This window comes from Affinundibacterium fentianense (assembly GCF_018139545.1).
GTDB lineage: Bacteria > Pseudomonadota > Gammaproteobacteria > Burkholderiales > Burkholderiaceae_D > Undibacterium > Undibacterium fentianense.
The window spans coordinates 143,845-167,753 of record NZ_JAGSPJ010000004.1; the positions used below are offsets into that span (position 1 = coordinate 143,845).

Consider the following 23,909-nt stretch of genomic DNA (forward strand, 5'->3'; position numbering starts at 1 on the left):
TGAGTCAGTGCAAGGAAATTCACTTATGCAGAAAAAAAGCGTGTTTTCAATTCTTGGTACTGACTTGCCTGCAAACGAGGTCCGTACTGGGTTACGATCTGTGCGGCAGCTAAGTTCGCAAATTCGGCTGCGCGAGCAAAATCACAACCTTGAGCCAGTGCGTATAAAAAACCACCTGCAAACATATCGCCTGCACCATTCGTATCGATCGCAACAACTTTCGGTGCTGCGACTTGGAGCAAAGTCTCACCATCAAACACCATCGCGCCGTCAGCACCGCAGGTAATGGCAAATTTCTTGGCGTATTTTTTCAAGACCCCACATGCCTGCTCCAAATTTTCCGTCTGGGCGAAACCAATAGCTTCGTCACGGTTACAGAAAATCAAATCAACACTATCGCCTATCATTTCGGTCAAACCATCGCGGAAAAATTGCACCATCGCAGGATCAGACAAGCTGAGTGCGACTTGAGTTCCCTTTGCTTGCGCCTCTTCACGTAAACGGATCGCCGCGGCGCGCCCTGTTGGTGAGGTCACCAAATAGCCCTCAATGTAGACAAAATCCGACTGCGAAACTGCGTCCAAATCGAGCTCATTCACTGACAATTCAGCACTGATGCCAAGGTAGGTATTCATCGTACGCTCAGCGTCAGGTGTAATCATTACCAAACATTTTCCGGTAATGCCGCTTGGTGGCACGATGTGCGCAGGAGTTGTGACACCAGCGGCTCGTAGATCGTTAAGGTAAAACTCGCCATTTTCGTCATTCGCCACTTTGCACGAATAAAAATTCTGGCAACCAAAATAACTCGCCGCTATGATGGTATTCGCTGCCGACCCGCCACTCGCGCGTTTCGAAGCGACCAAATGATGATTGAGGGCCGCGATTAATTCAGTTTGACGAGCTTCATCCACTAAAGTCATCACGCCTTTGTCTACCTTCATTGCTTGTAAATCCGCGTCATTCAAAGTGATTTCGGTATCGACTAAGGCAGCACCTAAGCCATAAATCGCAAAGTTTTTTTTCATAAAATTCAATCTATCAATATCGTATTAAAAAAAGTACTTGAGGATGCTTGCCCTGCTCCCTCACCAAGCATCAAAGTTCGTATAACTACAGCGAAAACGTTCGAATTGCTATGCAAATGCATCGCTTCACGTTGAAAACGTATTCCTTCTTTAGCGGTTATCTCGCGCAATTCGTTTCTCATAGCTTAGGCGAGCCGAATAAGCTGTGCGCCATTTGCACTCAAAATGTTGCATTTTCGCGCAAATTGACGCTTCCCAAAAGAAATATTTGATTGACGGCAACATCAAAACACCGCGATACTTAAAAACCATCAATCGCATTGCTTAGCATGGAATGTGTATCGTGAAGAAATTCTCGCTCAACCAGCAGTGGATGCACCCGCAAATACTGCCCACTGCTATCTTCATTCTTGGCATGTGCTTCGCTACGGCGGGCACTTGGTGGCTCAACCAAAATGAAAAAAATAAGCTAGAAAATGAATTTCAAAACCGTGCCGAACGTGTCGCCACTGAAATTCAACAACGCTTTGCTATCCCGATTTATGGCCTCAATAGCATTAAAAGCCTATTTGGCGTCAACCAACATCTCAGCCGCGTCGAGTTTCGTAACGCGATCGCGACCCATGAGCTAGACAAAGAATATCCGGGCGCACGCGGTTTTGGATTTGTTGAAAAGGTAACAAAAACCAATTGGGATCACTACTTAGCAGAACAAAAACGTCTTGACGGTCCAGACTTCATTTTACAAGAGTTCGGTGTGAACGACACGGATAGCCGATTTGTCGCAAAATATTTTGAAACGCCATTTCGCAATCATTTCGTGCCAGGCACTGATTTTGCCTCGGACAAACGGCGTCGTATCGCGATCGAAGACGCCATCAACTCGGGCTTACCGAGTATGAGCCCGCTGATTTATGCGCCACCCAAAACAGAAAAAAAAGCCAGTGTCTTGCTGTTCGTTGCGACCTACAAGCGCGACGCCCCAATCACCACCCCAAAAGAGCGTCAATCCGCAGTACTTGGTCTCGCCTACGCGCCAATTTTACTGCCAGAATTACTTGCTGGCATTCCAGACATCGACAACGGTACTATTCAGTTCGAATTGGCGAATACGCAATCTTATAGTGGGGGAGAAATCACCAAATTTTTTAGTTCGAATGCGAAATTGGCTGATCAAACCGAAAGCACTAGCGAGCAAAATTTGCAAATCGGCATGTTTCAATCTCATCGACTCATTAATCTGCAGAGACATGAATTTAAATTGCTCATTTCAAGCACAAGTTCGTTTGAAGCCAATCTACATCGGACGATTCCGATGGCTTTCTTTCTTGCGATGACGCTAATCAGCGTTTTACTGACTTCACTCCTCAAAATTCAACTTGGATTTAGTGAACAAATTCAGAAAAAATTAGATGCCGCTGAACGTGACAACGAGGCATTACTCAGCACATTGAATATGCACGCTATTGTCTCCGTCACCGATGCCAGCGGATGTATCGTCGATGTGAACGACGCTTTCTGCCGCATCAGCGGTTATCCGCGTGAAGCACTGATCGGACAGAATCATCGGATCATCAGTTCCAAAGAGCAATCCAGCGAATTTTGGGAAGACGTTTGGCATAACATTTCAGGTGGCACCCCATGGCGCGGTGAAGTGTGTAATCGGGCACGCAATGGCACAATTTTTTGGGTGGACACCTTCATTGCTCCCTTCAAGAATCGACAAGGTGTGATCGAAAAATATATTGCGATTTGTACCGATGTCACCGACAGCAAACTTGCAGCACAGCGCCTGCAAGGGGCGATGCGTGAAAGTGATGCACTGCTGAGTACACTCAACATGCATGCGATTGTTTCGATTGCAAACAGTGCTGGCAAAATTATCGATGTGAATCAAGCTTATTGCCGTATCAGCGGCTTTACCCGGGAGGAAATTCTAGACGGCAATCACAAAATCGTCGCGACGGGTGTTCAATCGCCAGACTTTCTATCGAATATGTGGCGCACGATTTCCTCAGGGACCCCGTGGCGCGGCGAAGTCTGCAATCGTAGCAAGAATGGGAATTTATATTGGGTCGATACGTTTATCGCACCTTTTAAGAACGCTGAAGGGCAGATCGAAAAATTTATTTCGATCCGAACCGACATTACCGCGAGCAAGAAAGCGGCAAGCCGGCTCGCCAATCAGCGTTCCGCGCTCGCACACATTATTGAAGGAACGAATGTCGGTACTTGGGAGTGGAATGTCGAAACAGGTGAGATGCGCCTGAACGAGCGCTGGGCGGATCAGATCGGCTATGAGCTGAACGAGCTTGGTACACCGACGATTTCTACTTGGGACGAGTTAACCCATCCAGATGATCTGCAAAAAGCGAAAAAACTGATGCAAAGTCACTTCACGCACGACTTGACTTACTACGAATGTGAAAATCGACTAAAGCACAAAAATGGCCATTGGATTTGGGTATTAACACGCGGTCGGGTCTCATCCTATACACCACTTGGAAAACCAGAGTGGGTGTCAGGTACCCAAATGGACATTACCGAACGCAAAAAAGCGGAGGCGGAATTACAAAAGAGTACGCAATTATTGCTGGCGGTACGCGATCAACTCACCAAAGCAGCTGAAGTCGCAGAGCTCGGCATTTGGAGTTGGGACTTACGTACCAATGCTCTAACATTCAACGAACGCATGTTCGACATCTATGAAATACCACTCGAACTGCGCACGCAAACAATCACGTACGAATACTGGCGAAGCACACTACATCCTGACGATGTAGATGAGACGGAGGACAGACTAAAGGCAGCGATTGCTGGCACTCACGCCTACAGCCCGATTTTCCGGATTATCAATCCAAACAAAGGCATTCGCTATATTCAAGCCGCGGGGAGTGTTGAACGCGACGAAAATAACCAAGCAATCCTCCTGACTGGGATTAATCGTGATATCACATTGCAATACCAAGCTGAGGAAGCCTTGCGTAAGGCGAAACAAGCTGCAGATGATGCAAGCCAAGCAAAATCGGCGTTCCTCGCCAATATGAGCCATGAGATTCGCACGCCCATGAACGCGATATTGGGTATGCTCAGTCTATTACGTAAAACGCCGCTATCACCGCAACAAAATGACTACGCCAGCAAGACGGAAGGTGCAGCCCGATCTTTGTTAAACTTACTCAACGACATTCTCGACATTTCTAAAGTTGAGGCCGGAAAAATGAGCCTCGATCCGCATCCATTCCGGCTAGAGCAATTACTTGTTGATTTATCCGACCTGTTATCCATCAACATCGCCAACAAGCCTGTCGACATCTTATTTGATATTGATCCAACGATTCCTGGTCAATTGGTAGGAGACGCACTGCGTCTCCGCCAAGTGTTAACCAATTTAGGTAGCAACGCGGTGAAGTTTACTGAACAGGGCGAAGTCATCATTGCGATTAAAGCTGTGAGCAAAAATGAGCATAGAGTCACACTTCACTTCTCTGTGAGCGACACAGGTATCGGCATCGCACCTGAAAATCAAGCAAAGATATTCACTGGCTTTACCCAAGCAGAGACCTCAACAACAAGGCGCTACGGTGGATCGGGTCTAGGAATCGCCATTAGCCAAGGTTTAGTTGAAATGATGGGTGGCACTTTGGAATTAGAGAGTGCGCTAGGTCGAGGTTCTTGCTTCTATTTCACCATCGAATTACCGATTGCCAACGAACACCAACTTAGACTTGAAGAGGATCATCATCCCCATTCGACCGCCTATCTTTTGGTTGCCGAAGCAAATATTTTCGTTCGCGAACATCTGAAATCGGCCTGCGCCGAGCTTCATCTAACAGCTGAGTTTGTTGATAGCACGCAAGCTGTGTTGCAAATTTTACAGTCGAATAGCACACCGTATCAATCGATCTTAATTGATTGGGACAGTATCGAATTGGACGGTTGGAGTGTAGTGCGCGATATTCGTGAAATTGCATCACAACGTTGCCAACGGCTTGTCTTATTAATGCGAGAAACCGAGCACACCTTACTGCAACGCGCTTCTCCAAAAGAGCAAATGCTGTTTGATCAAATCCTGACAAAGCCTATCAATGCCAACAAATTAGGTTCGGCACTGTTAGCCAACAGTGATAAGCAATCATTCGATCAACGATCGAATCAGCCCTTACGCCACTTACGTATTTTATTGGTTGAGGATAATATCAACAACCAACAAGTCGCACGCGAACTGTTGACCGCTGAAGGAGCAACGATCACTATCGCCAACCATGGTTTAGAAGCAGTTGAATGCATTGCAGGTGAACGTCATCCCTTTGACTTGGTTCTCATGGACTTGCAAATGCCAGTTATGGATGGCTTTACCGCAACGCGAAAAATCCGCGGCGAACTTGCGCGCAGCAATTTACCGATCATCGCGATGTCAGCCAATGTCATGGCAACGGATAAAGCCGCATGTATCGAGGCGGGGCTAAACGATCACATCGGCAAACCCTTCGATTTACAGGACTTAATCCGGGTGATTCTACGCCACACAAAGAACGAAGATCAGCTTACCCATTGGACAGACAAATCTGGAAACGAGGACGACGCAAAAATCGATCCTGAGTTGGTTGATACGGCGGCACAGCTTGGCATCGAACTACGCCCGGCACTCAACCGCTTAGGCGGAAAACAAGACTTGTACCAACGCATGCTGGATATGTTCCGTAAAGACTTGGAACTCATCCCAGCACAACTCCTTGCAAGTTTGCCGGACAAATTGCATCAAAGCTTACGCCACCTGCATACGATGAAGGGCTTAGCCGGCACCTTGGGTGCGCATTTACAGGCAAAATCACTCGCCGAGATAGAAAAAAATCTCACCCTCGCCGCGCAAAATCATGATGTCGAAAAGGCTAGAGAGCTAATCCAAGCGACTTGTCATCTGATCACTGAGCTGGATCGGCAACTCGGTGTACTCAGTCAGTATTTACGCCAATTCGAATCCACAACAGTCAGTAAGCGCGCCAAGTCCGCTTCCGCCGATACTTTTGATCCGATTTTTTATAGAAATCAGTTGATAGAATTGTCCGAACAATTAGACAATGCCGATATGGCAGCGACCGAAACAATACTGCGTATGCAGCAAGAATTTGGCACGCATAAGCAAGAACAACTCGATCCGATTGCCGATGCAATCGCGAATCTCGATTTCAGTACAGCGCAGCAATTGTGTACCCACTTTTTGGAGAAAACTTCCAAGTGACCGCCGCAACGACCTATCCTCCCACCAATTCGAACGAGAATTTTTTTCCGACGTCGACGAGACCGCGCTTGCTTGTGGTCGATGACCAAGCGACAAATATTCAAGTTTTGTATCAAATTTTATCAAGTGACTATCAGGTTTTAATGGCCACAAGTGGCGCGCAAGCGCTGGCCTTGTGCGCAAGCAAGCAGCCAGACTTAGTTTTACTCGACCTCGTCATGCCTGAAATGGATGGCTACCAAGTTTGCCAACGATTAAAAGCAGACACCGCTACTCGCGATATTCCAGTCATCTTCATTACAGCACAAACTGACGAGTCGGCTGAGGAAAAAGGTTTCGATTTAGGCGCGGTCGATTTTATTTCAAAGCCGATCAATCCAAGAATCGTGCGAGCACGGGTTAAAACTCACCTCATGCTCAAGGCCCAATCAGATTTACTTCGGAGTTGGGCCTATTTGGATGGTTTAACTGGCGTACATAATCGGCGCTTTTTTGATGAACGAGTCGCAGCCGAGATGGGTCGTGCGATACGCAATCAAACCGCGTTAAGTCTGGTCATGCTTGATGTCGATTTTTTTAAACGGTTCAATGATCATTACGGTCATCAGGCTGGTGACGATTGCTTACGGCGCGTGGCGAAAACACTGAAAAACAGTCTAATGCGAGCGGGCGACCATATTGCACGTTATGGTGGAGAAGAGTTTGTTTGTCTACTTCCGGATACTAATTTTACCGGAGCGATGCAATTAGCCGAAACAATCAGACGAGATGTGATTAGCTTACAAATTGAGCATGCCCAATCCTCTGTCGCTCCGTTTGTCACGGTTAGCTTGGGCGTAGGCTGCAAGCCGGAGAAAATTCACGGTAGCGCAAATAGTTTAATCAGTCTAGCGGATACCCAACTTTACAAAGCAAAAGAGCACGGTCGACATCGAATCTTTGGTGCTGAACTAACGGAATAAAATCGATACGACTTGGTTTTGCTATTTCTGCGCATAAAAATCAAAGGCCTCTTGTTTTGCTTGGTCCGACATACATTCTCAAGTGGAACGATGTGACACAAACTAAAAAGGACTTTGATTTGTACGCGCGGCTAAATAAGAAGTGAATTGGAAAAATGGTGGAGTCTTCGAGACTTCTGCCGTCTTACTTGAGCATTTAAGTGTTGCGCGGCACATTAAAATTCGCACCACAAATGGATCGAGGCTCCACACTATTGATCGCTTATTTTCATACATTATGCCTTGCCTGGTTTTTTTGCTTTTGTCGCTGCTTGCCACGCACGGTCTTGTTCATCCATCGCGACTTTTTGCTCTGGACTTAAACGCTTTGCACTAATCACGACCGTTTGCATTCCACTTGATTGCAAGTCATACGCTAACTTTTCCTCTGGGCTCATACGTTTTGCTGCAATAGTGACTTTTTGCATACTTGTTTTTTGTAGCGCTGAGTTTGGCGTGATTTGATGGCTTTGAAAAGCCGTCGCAGCACTCACGATAGCAATTGCAGAAACGGTAGCAAAGACAAATTTGCCAGTGATTGAGGTTTTCATTTGATGACTCCTTACAGTTGTTGTTTCGTTGTGATCAACATGTTTCGTTTGCATGTTGTGTTCGACCCCTGTCGATGGTGAAACTATAGTCTTCGTCCTTTTCGCTCGCCACTAGGATGCGACGAAATGCAAATTTGCTGGGATCAAGCTACAAAAAACCTTCTTCAACATCGATCTGGCATGCTCCATTTGGCATCAATTTACGATTCATCAAATTTGTCTGAATTGCTCGGGTAAATGCACGCGAATAGGCGTGCCAGCGTACAATATCGGCTTAGCTGTAGGCACTTCAAGCGCACCAGCTCCAGAGCCATCGATTGTATTGCTGGTCTCCTTCCGACTTACCCTTCTTTACTTATGACTATCCTACTTTCGACACTCAATGCCCGCTATGCCCACGCTTCATTAGGCTTACGCTATCTGTATGCGAATATGGGAGAGCTGCAATCGCAAACACATTTGCAGGAATTTGTAATCGGCGCGAAGACGACCGATTTATTGGAGCGGCTACTCGCTTGGCAAGATCCGAGTGAAAAGTTGATTATTGGGTTTGGCGTCTATATTTGGAATGTTGAGGAAACGACGCGCTTAGTTGCACTGATAAAACGTGTGGCACCCGAGATCACCATTGTATTAGGTGGCCCCGAAGTCTCTTATGAGACACAAGACCAAGCAATCGTTGCATTGGCCGATTATGTGATTACTGGATGGGGTGATGTGACTTTTCCTAGCTTGTGTCAGCAAATTTTGCACGGTCCCAAGCCGTTAATGAAAATTCATGCAGGTGTTCAGGCAAAGTTAGACGAAATACAGTTGCCCTATGCGTATTACACTGACAAAGATATTCAGACCCGTACCCTGTATGTCGAAGCATCGCGTGGCTGTCCGTTTAAATGTGAATTTTGCCTTTCGGCTTTAGACAAAACAGCTTGGCCATTTGACATTGATCGCTTCCTCAATGAAATGGAGAAGCTGCATGCTCGTGGCGCGCGTTTATTCAAATTTGTTGATCGGACATTTAATCTGAACATCAAAACCAGTTTAAAGATTATGCAATTTTTTCTGGATAAATTGGCGGCGCATCCCGATGATCCTGTTTTTGCGCATTTTGAAGTCGTTCCCGATCATTTACCTGATGCTCTTAAAGCAGGCATCCAGCAATTTCCGGACGGTAGCCTGCAATTTGAAATCGGCATTCAAAGCTTCAATCCAGAGGTACAAGGCCGAATCAGTCGTAAGCAGGACAATCAGAAAGCCGCCGAGAATATTCAATGGCTTTGCCAACATTCCAAAGCACATTTACATGTGGATTTGATCGCTGGCTTACCAGGCGAAAGCGTAGAGAGTTTCGCCGCAGGTTTCAACCAACTCTATGCTCTAGGTCCGCATGAAATTCAATTCGGCATTTTGAAACGTTTGCGTGGTACGCCCATCATTCGACATACCGAGGATTTTGCAATGCGTTTCGACCCGTATCCTCCATATACTATCTTGGCGAATAAAGACGTGCCCTTTGCACAAATGCAAAAGTTGGTTCGCTTTGCCCGTTACTGGGACTTAATTGCCAATTCCGGTCGATTCAACCACACCTTACCCGTAATACTTGGCGAATCGGCCTTTGACAATTTCATGGCTTTATCAGACTGGATTTATGCGAAGACCGATGCAACCCACAAAATTGCCTTAGATCGCCTCGCCCATTTGGTTACCCAATGGCTATGTCAAGAGCGAGGCATGGCACAACAGGCAGCACTCACGATGATAGGCAAAGATTATGCGGGCGACGCCAAGCATAAACAGAGCCCGGAAGTCTTGGGCAGAGCCTCAACAGTCAGTGCGCACAGCAATCTTGGCATCGAGCATCCAAAACAAGGGAATTCGCTCACGAAACGCCAAAGCCGTCATTTACAAAGTTGAGGCTGTCGTCAGGAAAAATGTCGTACAGGTATCGATTCTGCTCAGCGCAAACCCAATCGGTCTGCTTGTCCTGCCTTTACGAGCGGAATTTGTGCGTACAAGCCTTAAAATAATGTGCATCTTTTGACAAAAATTTGCTTTACAGAATGTTTTTGGAGAGGGTTTCGCGCATAATGGTGAGATTATTCTGAGCTTAGAAAAATCCGCATGTTGCAGTCTCAAGCGTTTCTGTATCCACAAAATCCTGCTCGCTTGCAGTTTAGTCTGCGCGTGCTTGTCGTCTTTCTGGCCTATGTCTTGACTGGAAAGCTAGGCCTCAGTTTTCCGTTTATTCCGCCCAACATCACTTTAATCTGGCTTCCCTCCGGAATCGCCGTCGCAGCTTTGGTGCGATGGGGCTATCCAATGGTGCTGCCGATTTTTCTTGCGGCCTTGGGCTTAAATTTAAATACTGGCATTGCGACACAGGCTGCACTTTTGATCGGCATCGGTAACACCCTCGCTCCCACCATTGTCTGTTGGTTCTTGCGCAGAGAAAATTTTTCTATTCATTTTACTCATCGCGACGACGTTATCCATTTCTGTATTGGCAGTATGCTGGGAATGTGTGTCTCAGCCAGCATTGGTAGTTTTGTCATTTCGCAAACGAGCTCTTTACAACATCTCCAATTTGCTTGGCTTAGTTGGTGGGCTGGCGACACAGTGGGCATCTTTCTCATCGCGCCGTTTCTATTCGCACTTGGCCACGCGAATCCGAAAATCAGCCAACGGTTCGAGGAATATCTCATTTTTATCTGTGTTTTCATCACTACGCATTGGCTCATTTTCTTTTCGAAATTTCATTTATTCCATTTAGCGTTTGTTGCCATGGCAGTCATGATCTGGGCGGCAATCCGACTTGGCAATTTATTTGCATCGCTCACTGTGCTGAGTTCCTCTGCAGTCGCAGCGATCGCGACTTATCTAGGCTCGGGCCCTTTCCTGTCGAATGATCTCAACGAAAGTTCCATCGTCCTATGGTTATACATGGCAACATTGGCGATTACTGCGCTCCTCATAACCGCATTGCAAGCGGAACGCATTATTGCCGCCAGTGAATTACGCGACGCCTTTGAACGCATCAACAAGGTTGCCTCGCGATTACCTGGCCTTATTATGCAATACCGAATTCACCGCGATAACAGTACGACGGTACTTTACGCAAGCGAGGCAATTACGACGATGTTTGAGTTTGATGCGAATGAAATTCGCAGCAACGCGGCCGCTTTAGTCAAACGTATCGATGATGCCGACAAGAAGACATTTTTACAAAATCACGAATACGCGACTAAACATCTCAGTCCATACCAAATGGAATTTCGCTATCATCGTAAAAACGGACATGTCAGATGGCTTTACCTCGACGCCTTACCTGAATTAGAACAAGACGGCAGCACCCTATGGCATTGTTTCGTCAGCGATATTACTGATCGAAAAAAAGCAGACGAAGACCTCCGCGTGGCGGCCATTACCTTTGAATCGCAGGAAGGGATATTTGTTGCCGATAGTCAGTGGCAGATCCTACGTATCAATCAAGCCTATACAAGAATTACTGGCTTCGAGGCCGATGAACTTGTCGGAAAACCGATTCCACGGCATTTAAATCAACAACAAGATGAGAGTTTTTTTTCGGGAATTTTCGCAGCCTTAAATCAAAATCGCTATTGGCAAGGTGAACTATGGGCGGAGAAAAAAAATGGTGATACCTATCCTCAGTTGATTACCTTGACCGCGATCATCAACGACAGCGGCATGATCACCCATTACATCGGATCATTTACCGATATTAGTCGACATAAAGGTTACGAAGACGAAATTCTCAATTTAGCGTTTTATGATCCGCTGACGCATTTGCCGAATCGACGCTTGCTCATGGATCGATTACAACATCTCATTGCATTAAATCAGCGTGATGAGGCTCACAGTGCCATTCTCTTTATCGATCTCGATAACTTCAAAACCTTGAACGACACGCGCGGACATGATGCAGGCGATCTGTTACTCGTGGAATCGGCGCAAAGATTGCTTACCTGTGTTCGAGAAAGTGATACGGTCGCGAGGCTTGGTGGTGATGAATTTGTGGTGGTGTTGCAAGCCTTAAGCGAGGATCGTGATGAAGCCGCACGGCAAGCGGATCGTATTGCAGAAAAAATCCGCTTGTTACTGAACGAACCTTACCAAATTACCGACTTCATACATCATGGTGGTGCCAGCATAGGTGTATGCCTTTTCCAAGGGAATGAGGTGACCGTTAAGGATCTGTTCAAACGTGCGGATACTGCTATGTATGAGGCAAAAACCTCGGGACGCAATGCAGTGCGTTTCTTTGATCCAGCGATGCAAGCAGTGTTGGTGGTGAAGATGATGCTAGAGTCCAACCTACGGGTTGCACTCGCAATGGAACAATTTCAGCTCTACTATCAGATTCAGGTTGACGCTGAGGGTAATGTAATCGGCGCGGAAGCATTACTACGCTGGATACATCCAGATCGCGGTTTTATCTCGCCCTTAGAATTCATCCCTATCGCAGAGCAAACAGGTCTCATTATTCCTATCGGCACTTGGGTCTTAGAGACCGCCTGCAATCAATTAAAGAAATGGGCGAGAAACCCGCGCACTGCGCATCTAAGTCTGGCGGTGAATGTCAGCGCCAAACAATTTCAGCAAACCAATTTTGTCGAGACCGTAACTGAAATCGTACGCTTACATAATATCAATCCCAATCGACTAAAGATTGAATTGACGGAAAGTACGATCCTCGACAATGTTGATGCCACAACCGAGAAAATGCAGCAACTCAAAAAATTAGGGATTGCATTTTCGATGGATGACTTTGGTACAGGCTATTCCTCACTAGCTTATTTGCAAAAACTGCCGCTCAATCAATTAAAAATTGATCAGTCATTTGTACGAGATCTGAATGACGATGAAAGTGATGCGACTATCGTTCGAGCAATTATTTCACTAGGACTCAATTTAGGCTTAGATGTCATTGCAGAAGGAGTCGAAACCGTCGCACAAAGGCGTTTTTTGATCGAGCATAATTGTCTCACCTTCCAAGGCTATTTATACTCCAAACCTATTCCAATCGAAGGTCTCGAAGCTCTATTGGCAGGCGACTCAAGTGATCACCAATTTCTCTTAACACCACCCGATGCAGATGAATGAAATTAGCGCTAACGCTTCTCCATTTTCTGATTCTTTAACTGTATCCATTGCGACATGTATTGTGTACTCTTCATCGTATGATGACGTAACATGGCGCCCGTAAAATTATGCAAGCGTCGCGTCGCTTGCTCGTCTCTCGCTAGGCGAATCCCTTCAAGTAAAGCCGATGATGCAACATCACGGTCAAATTGTTGGTTCAAGATCTGTCTCGCTCGACACTGTGCCTCGTGCCATTGCTCCGCATTCTGATACAAGTCGACTGCAGCAGCGACAAAACCTTCCAAATCATCGGCGACAAGGCCGGCCCATTGTTCAACCCTAGCCATCGATTCCGCGCCTATACTCGTGGTCACACTCGGTGTGCCACAGGCCATCGCATCGGCAAGCTTTCCTTTTAATCCCGCGCCAAACCGCAGCGGTGCCAAACAAACCCGCGCGTTCCGCATTACATCATGCGCATCCGCTGCCCAGCCACATAAATGAAAACCTTGCGTAGGTTGATGTAAGCTCATCGCTTTTGGCGGTGGATAAGAACCATAGACGTGAAGTTGTGCATCTGGAAGAACCGCGCGTATTGCCGGCCAAACCGCATGCTTCAGATACAATACTGCATCCCAATTCGGTGCATGCCGAAAGTTACCGATGCTAAGGAAATGCTGACGCTCCGCGAAAGTCGGCACATCGACAGGTCCAGGCATGCACATCAAATTATTTTCCAAAAGCAAACTGTCAGGCACCGCAAATCTGTCACGCAATAGCTGGGCCTCAAAACCTGAAATCATCAGGCTTAAGTCACAACGGAAAATCGCCGCGATTTCGCGCTTGACCATGTCATCCGCACACATCAATTGATATAAATAATCAAAATCGGCAAAGCGAGAGGGTGTTAATATTTGCTGCCTAGCCCGCTCGTTATGACAAGCTTGGAGGCTGTCTTTCAATAGGCGCTGTCTTGCCTCTCGTAGACTATGCAAGTCACATGTATCAAGAACACGCAAGGCATCCGGACACACACGTTCAATCCGCCAACCAAACTGCTCCTCAGTAAAGAAACGGTCGAAGACCACCAGATCAGGCTGATAGTCACGTACGAACTCATCGAAACTATCGCAATTCAGCGTCAATTGTTTTTCTGCGATTTGCATTCCTTGCAGATCGGCTCTATGTGGCGACAGTGCGGCAACACTAGCAAATGTCACCTGCCAAGCTTGCGCTCGAAACAGTCGTAAAAATTCCATCGTACGACTGCCAGCTGCGGACGAATTAGGCTCGGGCCAAACATAGCCTAAGTAAAGGACTCTTTGGATGGACATACGTGATCGGGCGAAATTTATTCCTCTGGCCAGGCAGCCAAAACAACTTGCTCGATATCTTTAGGATCACCAACTTTTTGCTGTGCTTCTTTCAGTGCCGTTGGCTCTGGCAATGGCTTTTCGGTATGCTTAGGTGTGTCAACAGCCATCTTGATTGCGAATACCACAATGCCAGTTTCAACTTTAAACGGACGTAACTTCTTGATCGCCTCAACAATCTCGTAGTCATAGTACTCATGCAACGCTGGTTCCATATCTAACCAAGCGGCCACTTCTTCATCTGAGCGCACCGCAACAACAATGTAGCCATTCCCCGGCACCGCTTGTGCACTCTTCATGACCTTGGCAACTTGTGATTGCAAATTGCGCGTGTATCGGGACATCTCTTCAGGATCAACTTTTTTCTTTTGCAAATCTTCTTCAGATTGGAAGAAATACACAGAGTCAAAACGTACTTGCACATTTTTATCGCAGCCACTCAAGGCAAGCAGAACAGCTGCGAGGAACAAGGACAAAATACGTTTCATAGTGATCGATCGTTGATTGGTTATGGCTTAACTCGTGTCTGCCGAGTTCTTTGTTGCGAAAACATACTAATTCGGTACAAACACTCCAGCACTGCGGTCTTTCTTTACATTATCCCAAGGGAATACTTGGCCATTCATCGCGACGTAAACTCCTGGTGGCATCAGCTGTGCAGCAGCACAAGCAAAACCCAAGTTAAAGAATGCGTCCGAATTAATGACGCCATAAGGTATCATCGCACCGGTAAAAATAATCACCTTATCAAGCTTCGCCGCTCCCAGCACATGCGCAGTTTCACGCATCGTGTCGGTACCATGAATAATCACGATCGCTTTCTCTGGTGATTGCTCGCAAGAAGCCAAAATCTCCTTACGGTCTTGATCTACCATATCCAAAGAATCGATTAAAGGCCGCACTTCTAATTCAACGGGCACAGTCAAGCGCGCGCGTTTCAGAACTTCGGGTAAATGACTTTCATGAAAGGTCAATTTGCCCGCAAGCTCATCATAGTGTTTATCAAATGTACCGCCTGTGGCGATGATACGAAGTGTCATACAGATTATCCTTTTACTACAAATTCAGCTCTGCTCAGCAAACCCTTTTGCCAAGTATGGTGGATGGCATTCAGGCTGTCAATTTGGCAGGACTAAGCGAAACACATTGGCTGCCAATTAAGTAAGATTAAGCATCAGGTAGACTGAGATAGAGCATCTCTAGTTTAGCGCGCGCCCAGGTCGTTCGACGCAAAAATTTTAGACTCGATTTGATGCTGGGATCATTGATAAAGCATTGGATCGCGATCCTGTGCGCCAAGCCATCCCAGCCATACACATCGACTAACTCCGTCAATATAGCTTCTAAAGTCTTACCTTGTAATTGCCGTGCCATCGGGACGATGTCTATTTTTTGACTGAAACAAGTTCAACATCAAAAACCAAGTGCGTATTCGGCGGAATATTTCCTGAGCCTTGAGTGCTATAGGCAAGGTACGCTGGAATCATTAAAGTCCGTTTGCCTCCCACTTTCATGCCAAGTAAGCCCATGTCCCAACCACGAATGACCTGCTTGGCACCGACAATAAGCTGCAATGGAATCCCACTATCACGAGAGGTGTCGAATTGGGCACCATGCAAATTCCACGCTTTGTGGTTGTAAATCCATCCCGTGTAATGCACCTCAACATTGCTGCCATTCACCACTTCATCGCCCGTTCCAACTACCGTATCGATAATACCAAGCTTGGTCAAATGCAATGGTGCTGGAGTCGTCGTTGCAGCATTGGTTGCCGCATCAGTCGGTGTGGACGTACTGCTGCTCTGTGCTTGAACATCGTTCGTGTTCAAGCAAATAAGAGCCAATAGCAAAAAAGAAGCGAATTTCATAAGTCAATCCAAAATAAGGTCAATAACAAAGTAATAGCCCGCATGATAATCGAAAATCAGCAAAATCGATCCGAAAATTCTGTTCCGAATACACCGATTTTAGACATTCACATTCAGCTTATAAGTGACAGCGTCGCCCGCCATCACCAAGGTGGTCACCGAGACCTAACTCCGGTCCAAACTCGCAGGCCCCAAGCGGAGATTGGCCCAGCACAAAACTGTACATTATTATAATTTTACTTTGTATTCTGACACGATACGTTTAGACTGCCTCCGTTTCGCTGCTATTCAATCAAACTCAGCGCAAAAATAATTTGTAGACTCTCGACGCAGACCGAGTTTTCCTACCGTCCCTGAAGATCAAGACCAATTGAGGCAGCTAAGCTATGACCCCATTCAATTATTTTCATGTCGATGTTTTCGCGGAACAGCCGTATAGCGGCAACGGTTTAGCCGTGTTCTTAGAAACTGCCAATTGGCAAACCAGTTTTATGCAAAAGCTGACACAAGAAATGCAACAATTTGAATCGATCTTCTTGTCGGAGATCGCCATTGGCGACACCCATCGAGCCAAGGCACGCATCTTTACCGTCGAAGAAGAACTACCGTTTGCTGGGCACCCCATATTGGGTGCCGCTGCGGTCTTGCACCGCACACAAGTCCATCACCAAACGGAGAGTCATTGGATCATTCAGGTCGGTAGTCGCGACATTGCCGTGACTAGCAAATATTGTGGTAATCACTACTTTTGCCAGATGAATCAAGGAAAAGCCAGAATTCAAACAGCTCGCAAACACGAAGAGCTCGACAGTATTTTGTCTCGGATAGGTCTGCAACAAACAGACTTAATTCGCGACTTACCACCACAAGTGATTTCGACCGGCTTAGATTATTTGATTCTTCCCATAAAAAGTCATGCGATAGATCGAATTCGAATCTGTGGTAATGATTTAGAAGCCGAACTGGCCAAACTACACGCAAAATTTGTTTTTATTTTTGACGTCGAGAAGCATGAAATTCGGACTTGGGATAATGCCGGACGAATGGAGGATATTGCGACTGGCAGCGCCGCAGGGCCAGCAGCGGCGTACTTGTACCACCATGGCATCGTCGATCAAACTCAGACGATCCATATTCAACAAGGGCGTTTTCGCCAACGTCCAAGCGTCTTAACAGCAATGAAAAACGCGAATGACGAGATCTTGGTGAGCGGTGGGGTTTGGGGAATCAATGCCGGCTATCTCGAAGCAAGGCCGTAACATTCAACTGACTTTTCCCCTAGAATGACGCAAACAATTCTTTTGAAAGCTCAGATTATGTATAGTGGTTTAAAACATCTGCACCTAAGCTGCATCACACTCAGCCTTGCTTTGTTTTGCTTGCGCTTCTATTGGCGCAAGCAAAACTCCAGTATGTTACAAATAAAGTGGGTCAAAATTCTGCCACACGGCATTGACACGGTTTTACTCGTAAGCGCCATCAGTATGGCGTGGATCGCTAGCATCAATCCGTTTGAGCAACATTGGTTAGCTGCCAAAATTCTCGCACTATTTGCGTATATCGTCGCAGGTACGTTTGCGATCAAACGGGCGCGTACGGCGCGCGGACAAAATTTCAGTTTTATCCTCGCCCTACTCTGCTTTGTCTACATTATTGCTGTAGCGATCAGTAAGCAGGTGCTACCATTTTTCCATTCAATGTGATCATGATCGACATGAATTGATCAGTCAAAAAATCCAAGCAAACGACTCAACAATAACAAACACCGGAGATTTTATGCAACCACAGCAATTCAGCTTCGCCATCAGCATCGCGCTCGCTTGCGGCGCGTTTAGCACCTCCATCCACGCGCAACATAGCGAGGATTTGCACCAACTAAAGCAAGATCTACAAACGGGCAAGACCACTGCAACCAAGCTACTTGAGCAGGTGCAAAACCGCCATGCACTCATCAATCCACAGATTGCCGCAGTCAGTGCCGTACGAGCTGAGGCGAAACAAGATGCCGAACAAGCTGACAGAATCAAAAATCCGCGCTTGATTCTGCAAGGTCTACCCATCATGGTCAAAGACAATATCGCAATTCAAGGCATGCCAACTACCGCAGGCTCCCTTGCATTGGCGAATAATATCGCCAGCAGCGACGCCTTCTTGGTGGCTAAGTTACGCGCTGCGGGTGCGGTGCTGGCGGGTAAAACTAATTTGAGCGAATGGGCGAATTTCCGCTCGTCCAAAGCGACTAGTGGTTGGAGCAGCGTTGGTGGCCAAACCCGCAACCCCTACAATCTGAATAAAACGCCTTGTGGCTCTAGCTCAGGCTCCGGAGCAGCAGTCGCGGCACGTTTAATTCCTGCCGCGATTGGGACCGAGACTGACGGTTCCATCGTCTGCCCAGCGGCAGTCAATGGCTTAGTCGGTCTAAAGCCCACCTTAGGTTTAGTCAGTCGCAGTGGTGTCATTCCACTCTCGCACAGTCAGGATACAGCTGGCCCCATGACCTTAAGCGTGCGCGACGCCGCGCTATTAATGAATGTGATTGCAGGCAGTGATGCGAGCGATCCCGCGACTCTCGCAGCCGATCAACATCAAACCGACTACACACAAGGTTTAGATGCACAAGCACTCCAAGGCAAACGCATCGGCATCGTCAGTGCTCTGCTCAAGGGCTACGACAAACAAACTTTAGCGCTCTTCAAGCGCAGTGTCGATATCCTCAAAGCGCAAGGTGCCATCATCGTCGATCAAGTTGAAATCCCTAACATGGAAAAAGCAGGCAAAGATGAGTACACCGTCTTAGTCTATGATTTCAAAGCCGATCTCAATGCCTATCTGGCGAATACACCCAGCACCGTCAACACGCGCAGCATGGACGATGTAATCGCGTTCAATAAGAAAAATGCGAAACAAGTGATGCCGCACTTTGGTCAAGAAATCATGTTGTACACGCAGGCGAAGGCAGGTGCATTAAGCGACAAAGCCTACCTCGACGCCAGCGCCAACGCCAAACGACTGTCTGGCCCCGAAGGTATCGATGCCGCGCTCAAGAAACATCAGCTTGATGCCTTGATCGCACCGACGACTGGCCCAGCCTGGGATATCAATTATAAAAAAGGCGATGCCATCATCGGTAGTGCCAGTTCGCCCGCAGCGATTGCGGGTTACCCGCATTTGACGGTACCAATGGGCTTGGTAAAAGGCTTACCCGTCGGCATATCGTTCTTCGCAAGCGCTTGGAGCGATGCGAGTTTATTGAAGATAGGTTATGCGTTTGAACAAGCAAGACCTGCTTTGCCGGCGCCGAAATTGATGAAGTAAAAGCCCTAAAAGCAAGGGGCACAAAAAAAGCCGCAGCCCAAATTGGTGCTGCGGCTCTTTTACTTTTCAGATGCGCAAATGAATCAGCTCTGTAAACTCATCAAGCTAGCATTACCACCCGCTGCCGTCGTATTCACACACAAAGCACGTTCTGCGACTAAGCGCCATAAAGGCAATTCCGTCTTCGCATCGCATTCCGCAGTACAAACGATGGCACCGCTTTGCTGTGCTAAGGCGACTTTGTAATTGGCTGCAATATCACGACCAAGCAAAGCAAAATGCACGTGCTCAGAGGAACCTACACTGATCGCATCACTGACCAATTTTGGTAAATCTGCTGGCAACAAGGCCTTGGTTTTTTCTTCCAACACGACGGTATTACCTGTCGCGAGTACCGCAGCAATTTGATTGAGCAAGGTTGCGACATCGCTCGCTGCACAGAACACGCTACCGCGCGAAGCAAAAGCCAAAGTATTTGTCTCACCAGTTGGACCAGGCAACAACATCGTCATCTTGTAGGGATTTTGACGTGCATATTGGTCGGCTAACAGAGCGACATCCGCATGACCGTGGGTTTTCGCCCAAATGGTGAATGCGTCCAAAGCCGCTGGTGCTTGTTTTTCATACACCGTATTACCGCTAAAACTCATAGTCGGATTGTGTTGCAAACGCTTCAGATACAAGGGACCGCCTGCTTTAGGACCCGTACCCGATTTGCCTTCACCACCAAATGGCTGTACACCCACCACCGCGCCAACGATATTACGGTTCACATAAATATTGCCGACATGCGCACGTTGGGTGATGAATTCGATTGTTTCATCGATACGAGAATGCACGCCCAAAGTCAAGCCAAAACCGGTTGCGTTAATCGCATCGACCAAGGCTGGCAATTGATCGCGGTGGTAACGCAAAACGTGTAACACCGGACCGAACACTTCTTTAGTCAATTCAGACAAGGAATTAATTTCCATCACAGTCGGTGCCACGAAGGTACCGTTGCTGCAGCTTGCTGGTAACTCTAAACTGTAGAACGATTTGGCTTTGCCACGCATCGCGTCGATATGACTTTGCAGATTTTTTTGCGCTTCTGCATCAATCACAGGACCAATATCCGTCGCCAAACGATCAGGAATACCGACACGTAATTCTTGCATCGCACCGCGCAACATTTCTAACGTTTTATCGGCGATATCTTCTTGCAAGCACAATACGCGCAACGCAGAACAACGCTGACCAGCACTGTCAAAAGCGGATGACAACACATCATTCACCACTTGTTCTGGCAAAGCACTACTATCAACGATCATCGCATTTTGACCACCGGTTTCGGCGATCAATGGAATATCGATGCCTTCTGTGACTGAACGTTTCGCCAGAGTACGATTGATGATTTGCGCGACTTCTGTCGAACCGGTAAAGATCACGCCTTTAACGCGGCTATCGGCAACCAATTGCGCACCAACCACTTCACCTGTACCTGGTAAGAATTGTAAAGCGCCGACTGGCACACCCGCTTCGTGCATCAGTTGAATCGCGCGATGTGCGATCAAAGGCGTTTGCTCGGCTGGTTTTGCTAACACCACGTTACCGGCAGCCAAAGCGGCACTCACTTCGCCGATAAAAATCGCGAGTGGGAAATTCCATGGGCTAATACAAACCACCGGGCCCAATGCCTGCGTTTGCGGCTGATTTTCAACTTGCGCTGCGTAGTAACGCAAGAAATCCACCGCTTCACGCACTTCGGCTAAAGCATTCGGTAAGGATTTACCGGCTTCGCGAATCGCTAAAGCCATGAAATCTAAAGTCTGTGCTTCTAACAAATCACCCGCTTTACTCAAGCACGCGGCACGTGCCGCTGGCGTTTGATTTTGCCATTCTGCTGCATACGCTTGTGCTGCCGCCAGAGCTGTCTGTACGTCGTTAGCATCTGCTTCGATGACTTGACCAACCACATCGCTGTGGTTCGCTGGATTCAAAACTGGACGTGCGCTTGTTGCTGATACCGTACCTGCCAACAGCGGTGTCGCTGTCAAGGCTTGCTGGCTAAATGCGCTGAAATGCGCGCTAATTTTTTGCAATTGCAATTCATTGCTGAAATCCATGCCCGCAGAATTTTGACGTTCTTTACCGAACAAATTCGCTGGCAAATTGATGCCACTGTGCATTTTGCCAGCGAGCTTACTTGCAATGCTGATCGGATCTTCGATCAAAGAATCAATCGAGATTTTTTCGTCAACGATTTGATTCACAAAAGAAGAGTTCGCACCGTTTTCTAACAAGCGACGAACCAAATACGCTAACAAAGTCTGATGTGAACCGACTGGCGCATAGATGCGGCAAGGCTTGTTCAACTTATCAGCGCCCACCACTTGATCGTACAAAGTTTCGCCCATGCCGTGCAGACATTGGAATTCGTAATCCGTGACTTTCGCTTCTTGCGCCCAGCTATAAATCGTCGACAAAGTTAAGGCATTATGCGTTGCGAATTGTGGGTAAATCACGTCGGTGACCGCCAATAACTTTTGCGCACACATCAGGTAAGACACATCGGTATACACCTTGCGTGTATAGACGGGGAAGCCAGGCATGCCATCCACTTGCGCACGTTTGATTTCAGAATCCCAATATGCACCTTTGACCAAACGCACCATGAATTTACGACCGCTACGACGTGCTAAATCGATCAAATAATCAATCACTAACGGGCAGCGTTTTTGATAAGCCTGCACGACAAAACCGATCCCTTCAAAGCCTTCTAAATCTTTGTCGAAAGCCAGTGCTTCCATCAAATCTAAAGACAATTCCAGACGATCCGTTTCTTCCGCATCGATATTCAAACCAATGTTGTACTGCTTCGCCAAGACCAACAGCTTTTTCAACAGTGGTAGTAATTCCTCCATCGTGCGCGCACGTTGCGCACGCGAGTAGCGTGGATGCAGAGCGGAGAGTTTGACTGAAATACCTGGACCATCTTTGATGCCACGACCGTTCGAAGCTTTACCGATCGCGTGGATCGCGGTTTCGTAAGCTTTGTAGTAAAACGCTGCGTCGTGCATAGTCAGCGCCGCTTCGCCCAACATATCGTAAGAATAACGATAGCCGCGCGCCTCATTTTCTTGGCTGTTTTTTAAAGCTTCATCAATGGTTTGACCTGTGACGAATTGGTTGCCGAGCATGCGCATCGCCAAATCCACGCCTTTACGAATCAAAGGCTCACCGCCTTTTGCGATCAAACGCGTCAATGCCGAACCCAAGCCTTGGTCGCTATTGGTGCTGACCAATTTGCCTGTGACCAGCAAACCCCAAGTCGCCGCATTCACAAACAAGGAAGGCGATTCGCCCAAATGTTTGCGCCAATCGCCTTTACTAATTTTGTCGGCGATCAATCTATCTTTGGTCGCCGCATCAGGAATCCGCAACAATGCTTCCGCCAAACACATCAAAGCCACGCCTTCTTCTGATGACAAAGAAAATTCATGCATCAAGGCATCCACGCCGGACGCGCGCGTACGTTGTTGACGTACAGAACTAACTAATTTTTTTGCGAGTTCATGAATGTTGTTTTTTGCTGCTGGTATTTCCTGCAGGTTAGACAATAGCCAAGCAACCGCTTCCGCCTCATCGCGACGATAAGCTTCCGTGATTTTGACTCGTAACTCGGCTGGATTCGGCAGCAATTCTTGCTGCAAGGCTTGAAAGGATTGATAGCTTGAGGTTGGATTCATGGGTGGATTTATCATTTATTTATAAAAGCAAATATGATTTAATTGTATAGATCATTGGCGAGGATTAATTCTGGAAATTCTGAGGTATATCGAAATATTCTATTTTGTGCGACAATTCTGCCAAATATTATTAATACGCCTCAAATTTCACATAACAATTACTCAACTACTACTAACACTGCCTTCTTATGCTAGACAAAATCAGTAAAAGAATCTTGGCCGAATTACAAAATGACGGTCGTATCAGTAATGTAGAACTTGCCACGCGCGTCAACCTGTCTCCAGCCGCTTGCTTGGAACGTGTCCGCAAATTGCAGGAATCAAACTACATTCTAGGCTATACAGCCCAACTTAATCCACATTTACTCGATGTGGCGCTCTTGGTATTTATCGAAGTGGTCTTAGACCGAACCACTCCCGACGTCTTTGACGCATTCAAACGTGGTGTTCAAGCAATTCCAGAGGTTCTAGAGTGCCACATGGTTGCGGGTGGCTTCGACTATCTCGTCAAAGCGCGCGTAAAAGACATGAATGCTTATCGCGATTTTCTTGGCAAATCGCTGTTGCAACTCAATGGGGTGCGTGAGACACATACTTATGCAGTAATGGAAGAAGTGAAAAACACGACAGCCCTGCCGATTAAATAAATCAAGATCGATAAACAAGATCAATAAGACGATATGAGCTGCGATACAAGTCG

The 23,909-nt window shown here is 47.0% G+C and carries 16 protein-coding genes; 8 read left to right on the plus strand and 8 right to left on the minus strand.

All coding sequences use genetic code 11. From position 1 onward, the window contains the following. Positions 1 to 23 precede the first annotated feature (23 nt). Positions 24 to 1,028, minus strand: coding sequence for an adenosine kinase (locus tag KDM90_RS10460; protein WP_212675552.1), 1,005 nt, complete (start codon positions 1,026 to 1,028; stop codon positions 24 to 26). 343 nt (positions 1,029 to 1,371) lie between these two features. On the opposite strand from KDM90_RS10460, the gene KDM90_RS10465 reads away from it, so the two are divergent. Together KDM90_RS10465 and KDM90_RS10470 are read left to right on the plus strand one after the other, a co-directional pair. Beyond that, on the plus strand, positions 1,372 to 6,270 hold the full coding sequence (locus KDM90_RS10465) for a PAS domain-containing protein (protein WP_212675553.1): 4,899 nt from the start codon (positions 1,372 to 1,374) through the stop codon (positions 6,268 to 6,270). After that, the gene (locus KDM90_RS10470; protein ID WP_329605320.1) at positions 6,237 to 7,232 is read left to right on the plus strand and encodes a diguanylate cyclase; all 996 of its coding nucleotides are present in this window, start codon (positions 6,237 to 6,239) and stop codon (positions 7,230 to 7,232) included. Before KDM90_RS10465 ends, KDM90_RS10470 begins: the two co-directional genes overlap by 34 nt. Positions 7,233 to 7,507: 275 nt before the next feature. On the opposite strand, the gene KDM90_RS10475 is transcribed toward KDM90_RS10470, so the two are convergent. Then, entirely contained in the window at positions 7,508 to 7,822 is a 315-nt protein-coding gene (locus KDM90_RS10475; RefSeq protein ID WP_212675554.1) for a hypothetical protein, read from the minus strand. Positions 7,823 to 8,179: 357 nt separating this feature from the next. Here KDM90_RS10475 and KDM90_RS10480 point away from each other — a divergent pair, with 357 nt between their 5' ends. Both KDM90_RS10480 and KDM90_RS10485 read left to right on the plus strand, forming a co-directional pair. Then, positions 8,180 to 9,739, plus strand: a complete 1,560-nt coding sequence (locus tag KDM90_RS10480) for a B12-binding domain-containing radical SAM protein (RefSeq protein WP_212675555.1) — start codon at positions 8,180 to 8,182, stop codon at positions 9,737 to 9,739. A gap of 207 nt (positions 9,740 to 9,946) precedes the next feature. Further along, positions 9,947 to 12,946: a bifunctional diguanylate cyclase/phosphodiesterase gene (locus tag KDM90_RS10485; RefSeq protein WP_212675556.1), complete on the plus strand. Its 3,000-nt coding sequence runs from the start codon at positions 9,947 to 9,949 to the stop codon at positions 12,944 to 12,946. A gap of 8 nt (positions 12,947 to 12,954) precedes the next feature. Here the strand turns inward: KDM90_RS10485 and KDM90_RS10490 are convergent, their stop codons facing one another. From KDM90_RS10490 to KDM90_RS10510, 5 genes are all read right to left on the minus strand, one after another. Next, complete coding sequence (locus tag KDM90_RS10490) at positions 12,955 to 14,259, minus strand: glycosyltransferase (protein ID WP_212675557.1); 1,305 nt, start codon at positions 14,257 to 14,259, stop codon at positions 12,955 to 12,957. Positions 14,260 to 14,276: 17 nt separating this feature from the next. After that, entirely contained in the window at positions 14,277 to 14,786 is a 510-nt protein-coding gene (locus tag KDM90_RS10495; protein ID WP_212675558.1) for a hypothetical protein, read from the minus strand. A gap of 66 nt (positions 14,787 to 14,852) precedes the next feature. Next, the gene (locus KDM90_RS10500) at positions 14,853 to 15,338 is read right to left on the minus strand and encodes an asparaginase domain-containing protein (protein WP_212675559.1); all 486 of its coding nucleotides are present in this window, start codon (positions 15,336 to 15,338) and stop codon (positions 14,853 to 14,855) included. A 127-nt stretch (positions 15,339 to 15,465) separates the two neighbouring features. After that, positions 15,466 to 15,672 (minus strand): VF530 family protein, encoded by a 207-nt coding sequence (locus KDM90_RS10505; protein WP_212675560.1) that lies wholly within the window; start codon positions 15,670 to 15,672, stop codon positions 15,466 to 15,468. Positions 15,673 to 15,683: 11 nt separating this feature from the next. Next, on the minus strand, positions 15,684 to 16,166 hold the full coding sequence (locus tag KDM90_RS10510) for an FKBP-type peptidyl-prolyl cis-trans isomerase (RefSeq protein ID WP_212675561.1): 483 nt from the start codon (positions 16,164 to 16,166) through the stop codon (positions 15,684 to 15,686). A gap of 386 nt (positions 16,167 to 16,552) precedes the next feature. Here KDM90_RS10510 and KDM90_RS10515 point away from each other — a divergent pair, with 386 nt between their 5' ends. The 3 genes from KDM90_RS10515 to KDM90_RS10525 all read left to right on the plus strand — a co-directional run bounded on the left by KDM90_RS10515 (position 16,553) and on the right by KDM90_RS10525 (position 19,481). After that, complete coding sequence (locus KDM90_RS10515; RefSeq protein WP_212675562.1) at positions 16,553 to 17,425, plus strand: PhzF family phenazine biosynthesis protein; 873 nt, start codon at positions 16,553 to 16,555, stop codon at positions 17,423 to 17,425. 57 nt (positions 17,426 to 17,482) lie between these two features. Beyond that, positions 17,483 to 17,869 (plus strand): SirB2 family protein, encoded by a 387-nt coding sequence (locus tag KDM90_RS10520; RefSeq protein WP_230409756.1) that lies wholly within the window; start codon positions 17,483 to 17,485, stop codon positions 17,867 to 17,869. Between the two features lie 73 nt (positions 17,870 to 17,942). Continuing rightward, positions 17,943 to 19,481 (plus strand): amidase, encoded by a 1,539-nt coding sequence (locus KDM90_RS10525; RefSeq protein WP_212675563.1) that lies wholly within the window; start codon positions 17,943 to 17,945, stop codon positions 19,479 to 19,481. Between the two features lie 83 nt (positions 19,482 to 19,564). Here KDM90_RS10525 and putA read toward each other — a convergent pair whose 3' ends face one another. Further along, entirely contained in the window at positions 19,565 to 23,209 is a 3,645-nt protein-coding gene (putA, locus tag KDM90_RS10530) for a trifunctional transcriptional regulator/proline dehydrogenase/L-glutamate gamma-semialdehyde dehydrogenase (RefSeq protein ID WP_212675564.1), read from the minus strand. A 188-nt stretch (positions 23,210 to 23,397) separates the two neighbouring features. On the opposite strand from putA, the gene KDM90_RS10535 reads away from it, so the two are divergent. Continuing rightward, on the plus strand, positions 23,398 to 23,856 hold the full coding sequence (locus KDM90_RS10535; protein ID WP_212675565.1) for an Lrp/AsnC ligand binding domain-containing protein: 459 nt from the start codon (positions 23,398 to 23,400) through the stop codon (positions 23,854 to 23,856). The last annotated feature ends 53 nt before the right edge of the window (positions 23,857 to 23,909 follow it).

What these genes read in the sequence shown, in the direction of transcription:
- KDM90_RS10480 (WP_212675555.1), top strand. Translation starts at nt 8,180, where the DNA reads ATGACTATCCTACTTTCGACACTCAATGCCCGCTATGCCCACGCTTCA.
- KDM90_RS10505 (WP_212675560.1), bottom strand. Translation starts at nt 15,672, where the DNA reads ATGGCACGGCAATTACAAGGTAAGACTTTAGAAGCTATATTGACGGAG.
- KDM90_RS10510 (WP_212675561.1), bottom strand. Translation starts at nt 16,166, where the DNA reads ATGAAATTCGCTTCTTTTTTGCTATTGGCTCTTATTTGCTTGAACACG.
- KDM90_RS10520 (WP_230409756.1), top strand. Translation starts at nt 17,483, where the DNA reads ATGTATAGTGGTTTAAAACATCTGCACCTAAGCTGCATCACACTCAGC.
- KDM90_RS10490 (WP_212675557.1), bottom strand. Translation starts at nt 14,259, where the DNA reads ATGTCCATCCAAAGAGTCCTTTACTTAGGCTATGTTTGGCCCGAGCCT.
- KDM90_RS10525 (WP_212675563.1), top strand. Translation starts at nt 17,943, where the DNA reads ATGCAACCACAGCAATTCAGCTTCGCCATCAGCATCGCGCTCGCTTGC.
- putA (WP_212675564.1), bottom strand. Translation starts at nt 23,209, where the DNA reads ATGAATCCAACCTCAAGCTATCAATCCTTTCAAGCCTTGCAGCAAGAA.
- KDM90_RS10475 (WP_212675554.1), bottom strand. Translation starts at nt 7,822, where the DNA reads ATGAAAACCTCAATCACTGGCAAATTTGTCTTTGCTACCGTTTCTGCA.
- KDM90_RS10485 (WP_212675556.1), top strand. Translation starts at nt 9,947, where the DNA reads ATGTTGCAGTCTCAAGCGTTTCTGTATCCACAAAATCCTGCTCGCTTG.
- KDM90_RS10460 (WP_212675552.1), bottom strand. Translation starts at nt 1,028, where the DNA reads ATGAAAAAAAACTTTGCGATTTATGGCTTAGGTGCTGCCTTAGTCGAT.
- KDM90_RS10515 (WP_212675562.1), top strand. Translation starts at nt 16,553, where the DNA reads ATGACCCCATTCAATTATTTTCATGTCGATGTTTTCGCGGAACAGCCG.
- KDM90_RS10535 (WP_212675565.1), top strand. Translation starts at nt 23,398, where the DNA reads ATGCTAGACAAAATCAGTAAAAGAATCTTGGCCGAATTACAAAATGAC.
- KDM90_RS10495 (WP_212675558.1), bottom strand. Translation starts at nt 14,786, where the DNA reads ATGAAACGTATTTTGTCCTTGTTCCTCGCAGCTGTTCTGCTTGCCTTG.
- KDM90_RS10500 (WP_212675559.1), bottom strand. Translation starts at nt 15,338, where the DNA reads ATGACACTTCGTATCATCGCCACAGGCGGTACATTTGATAAACACTAT.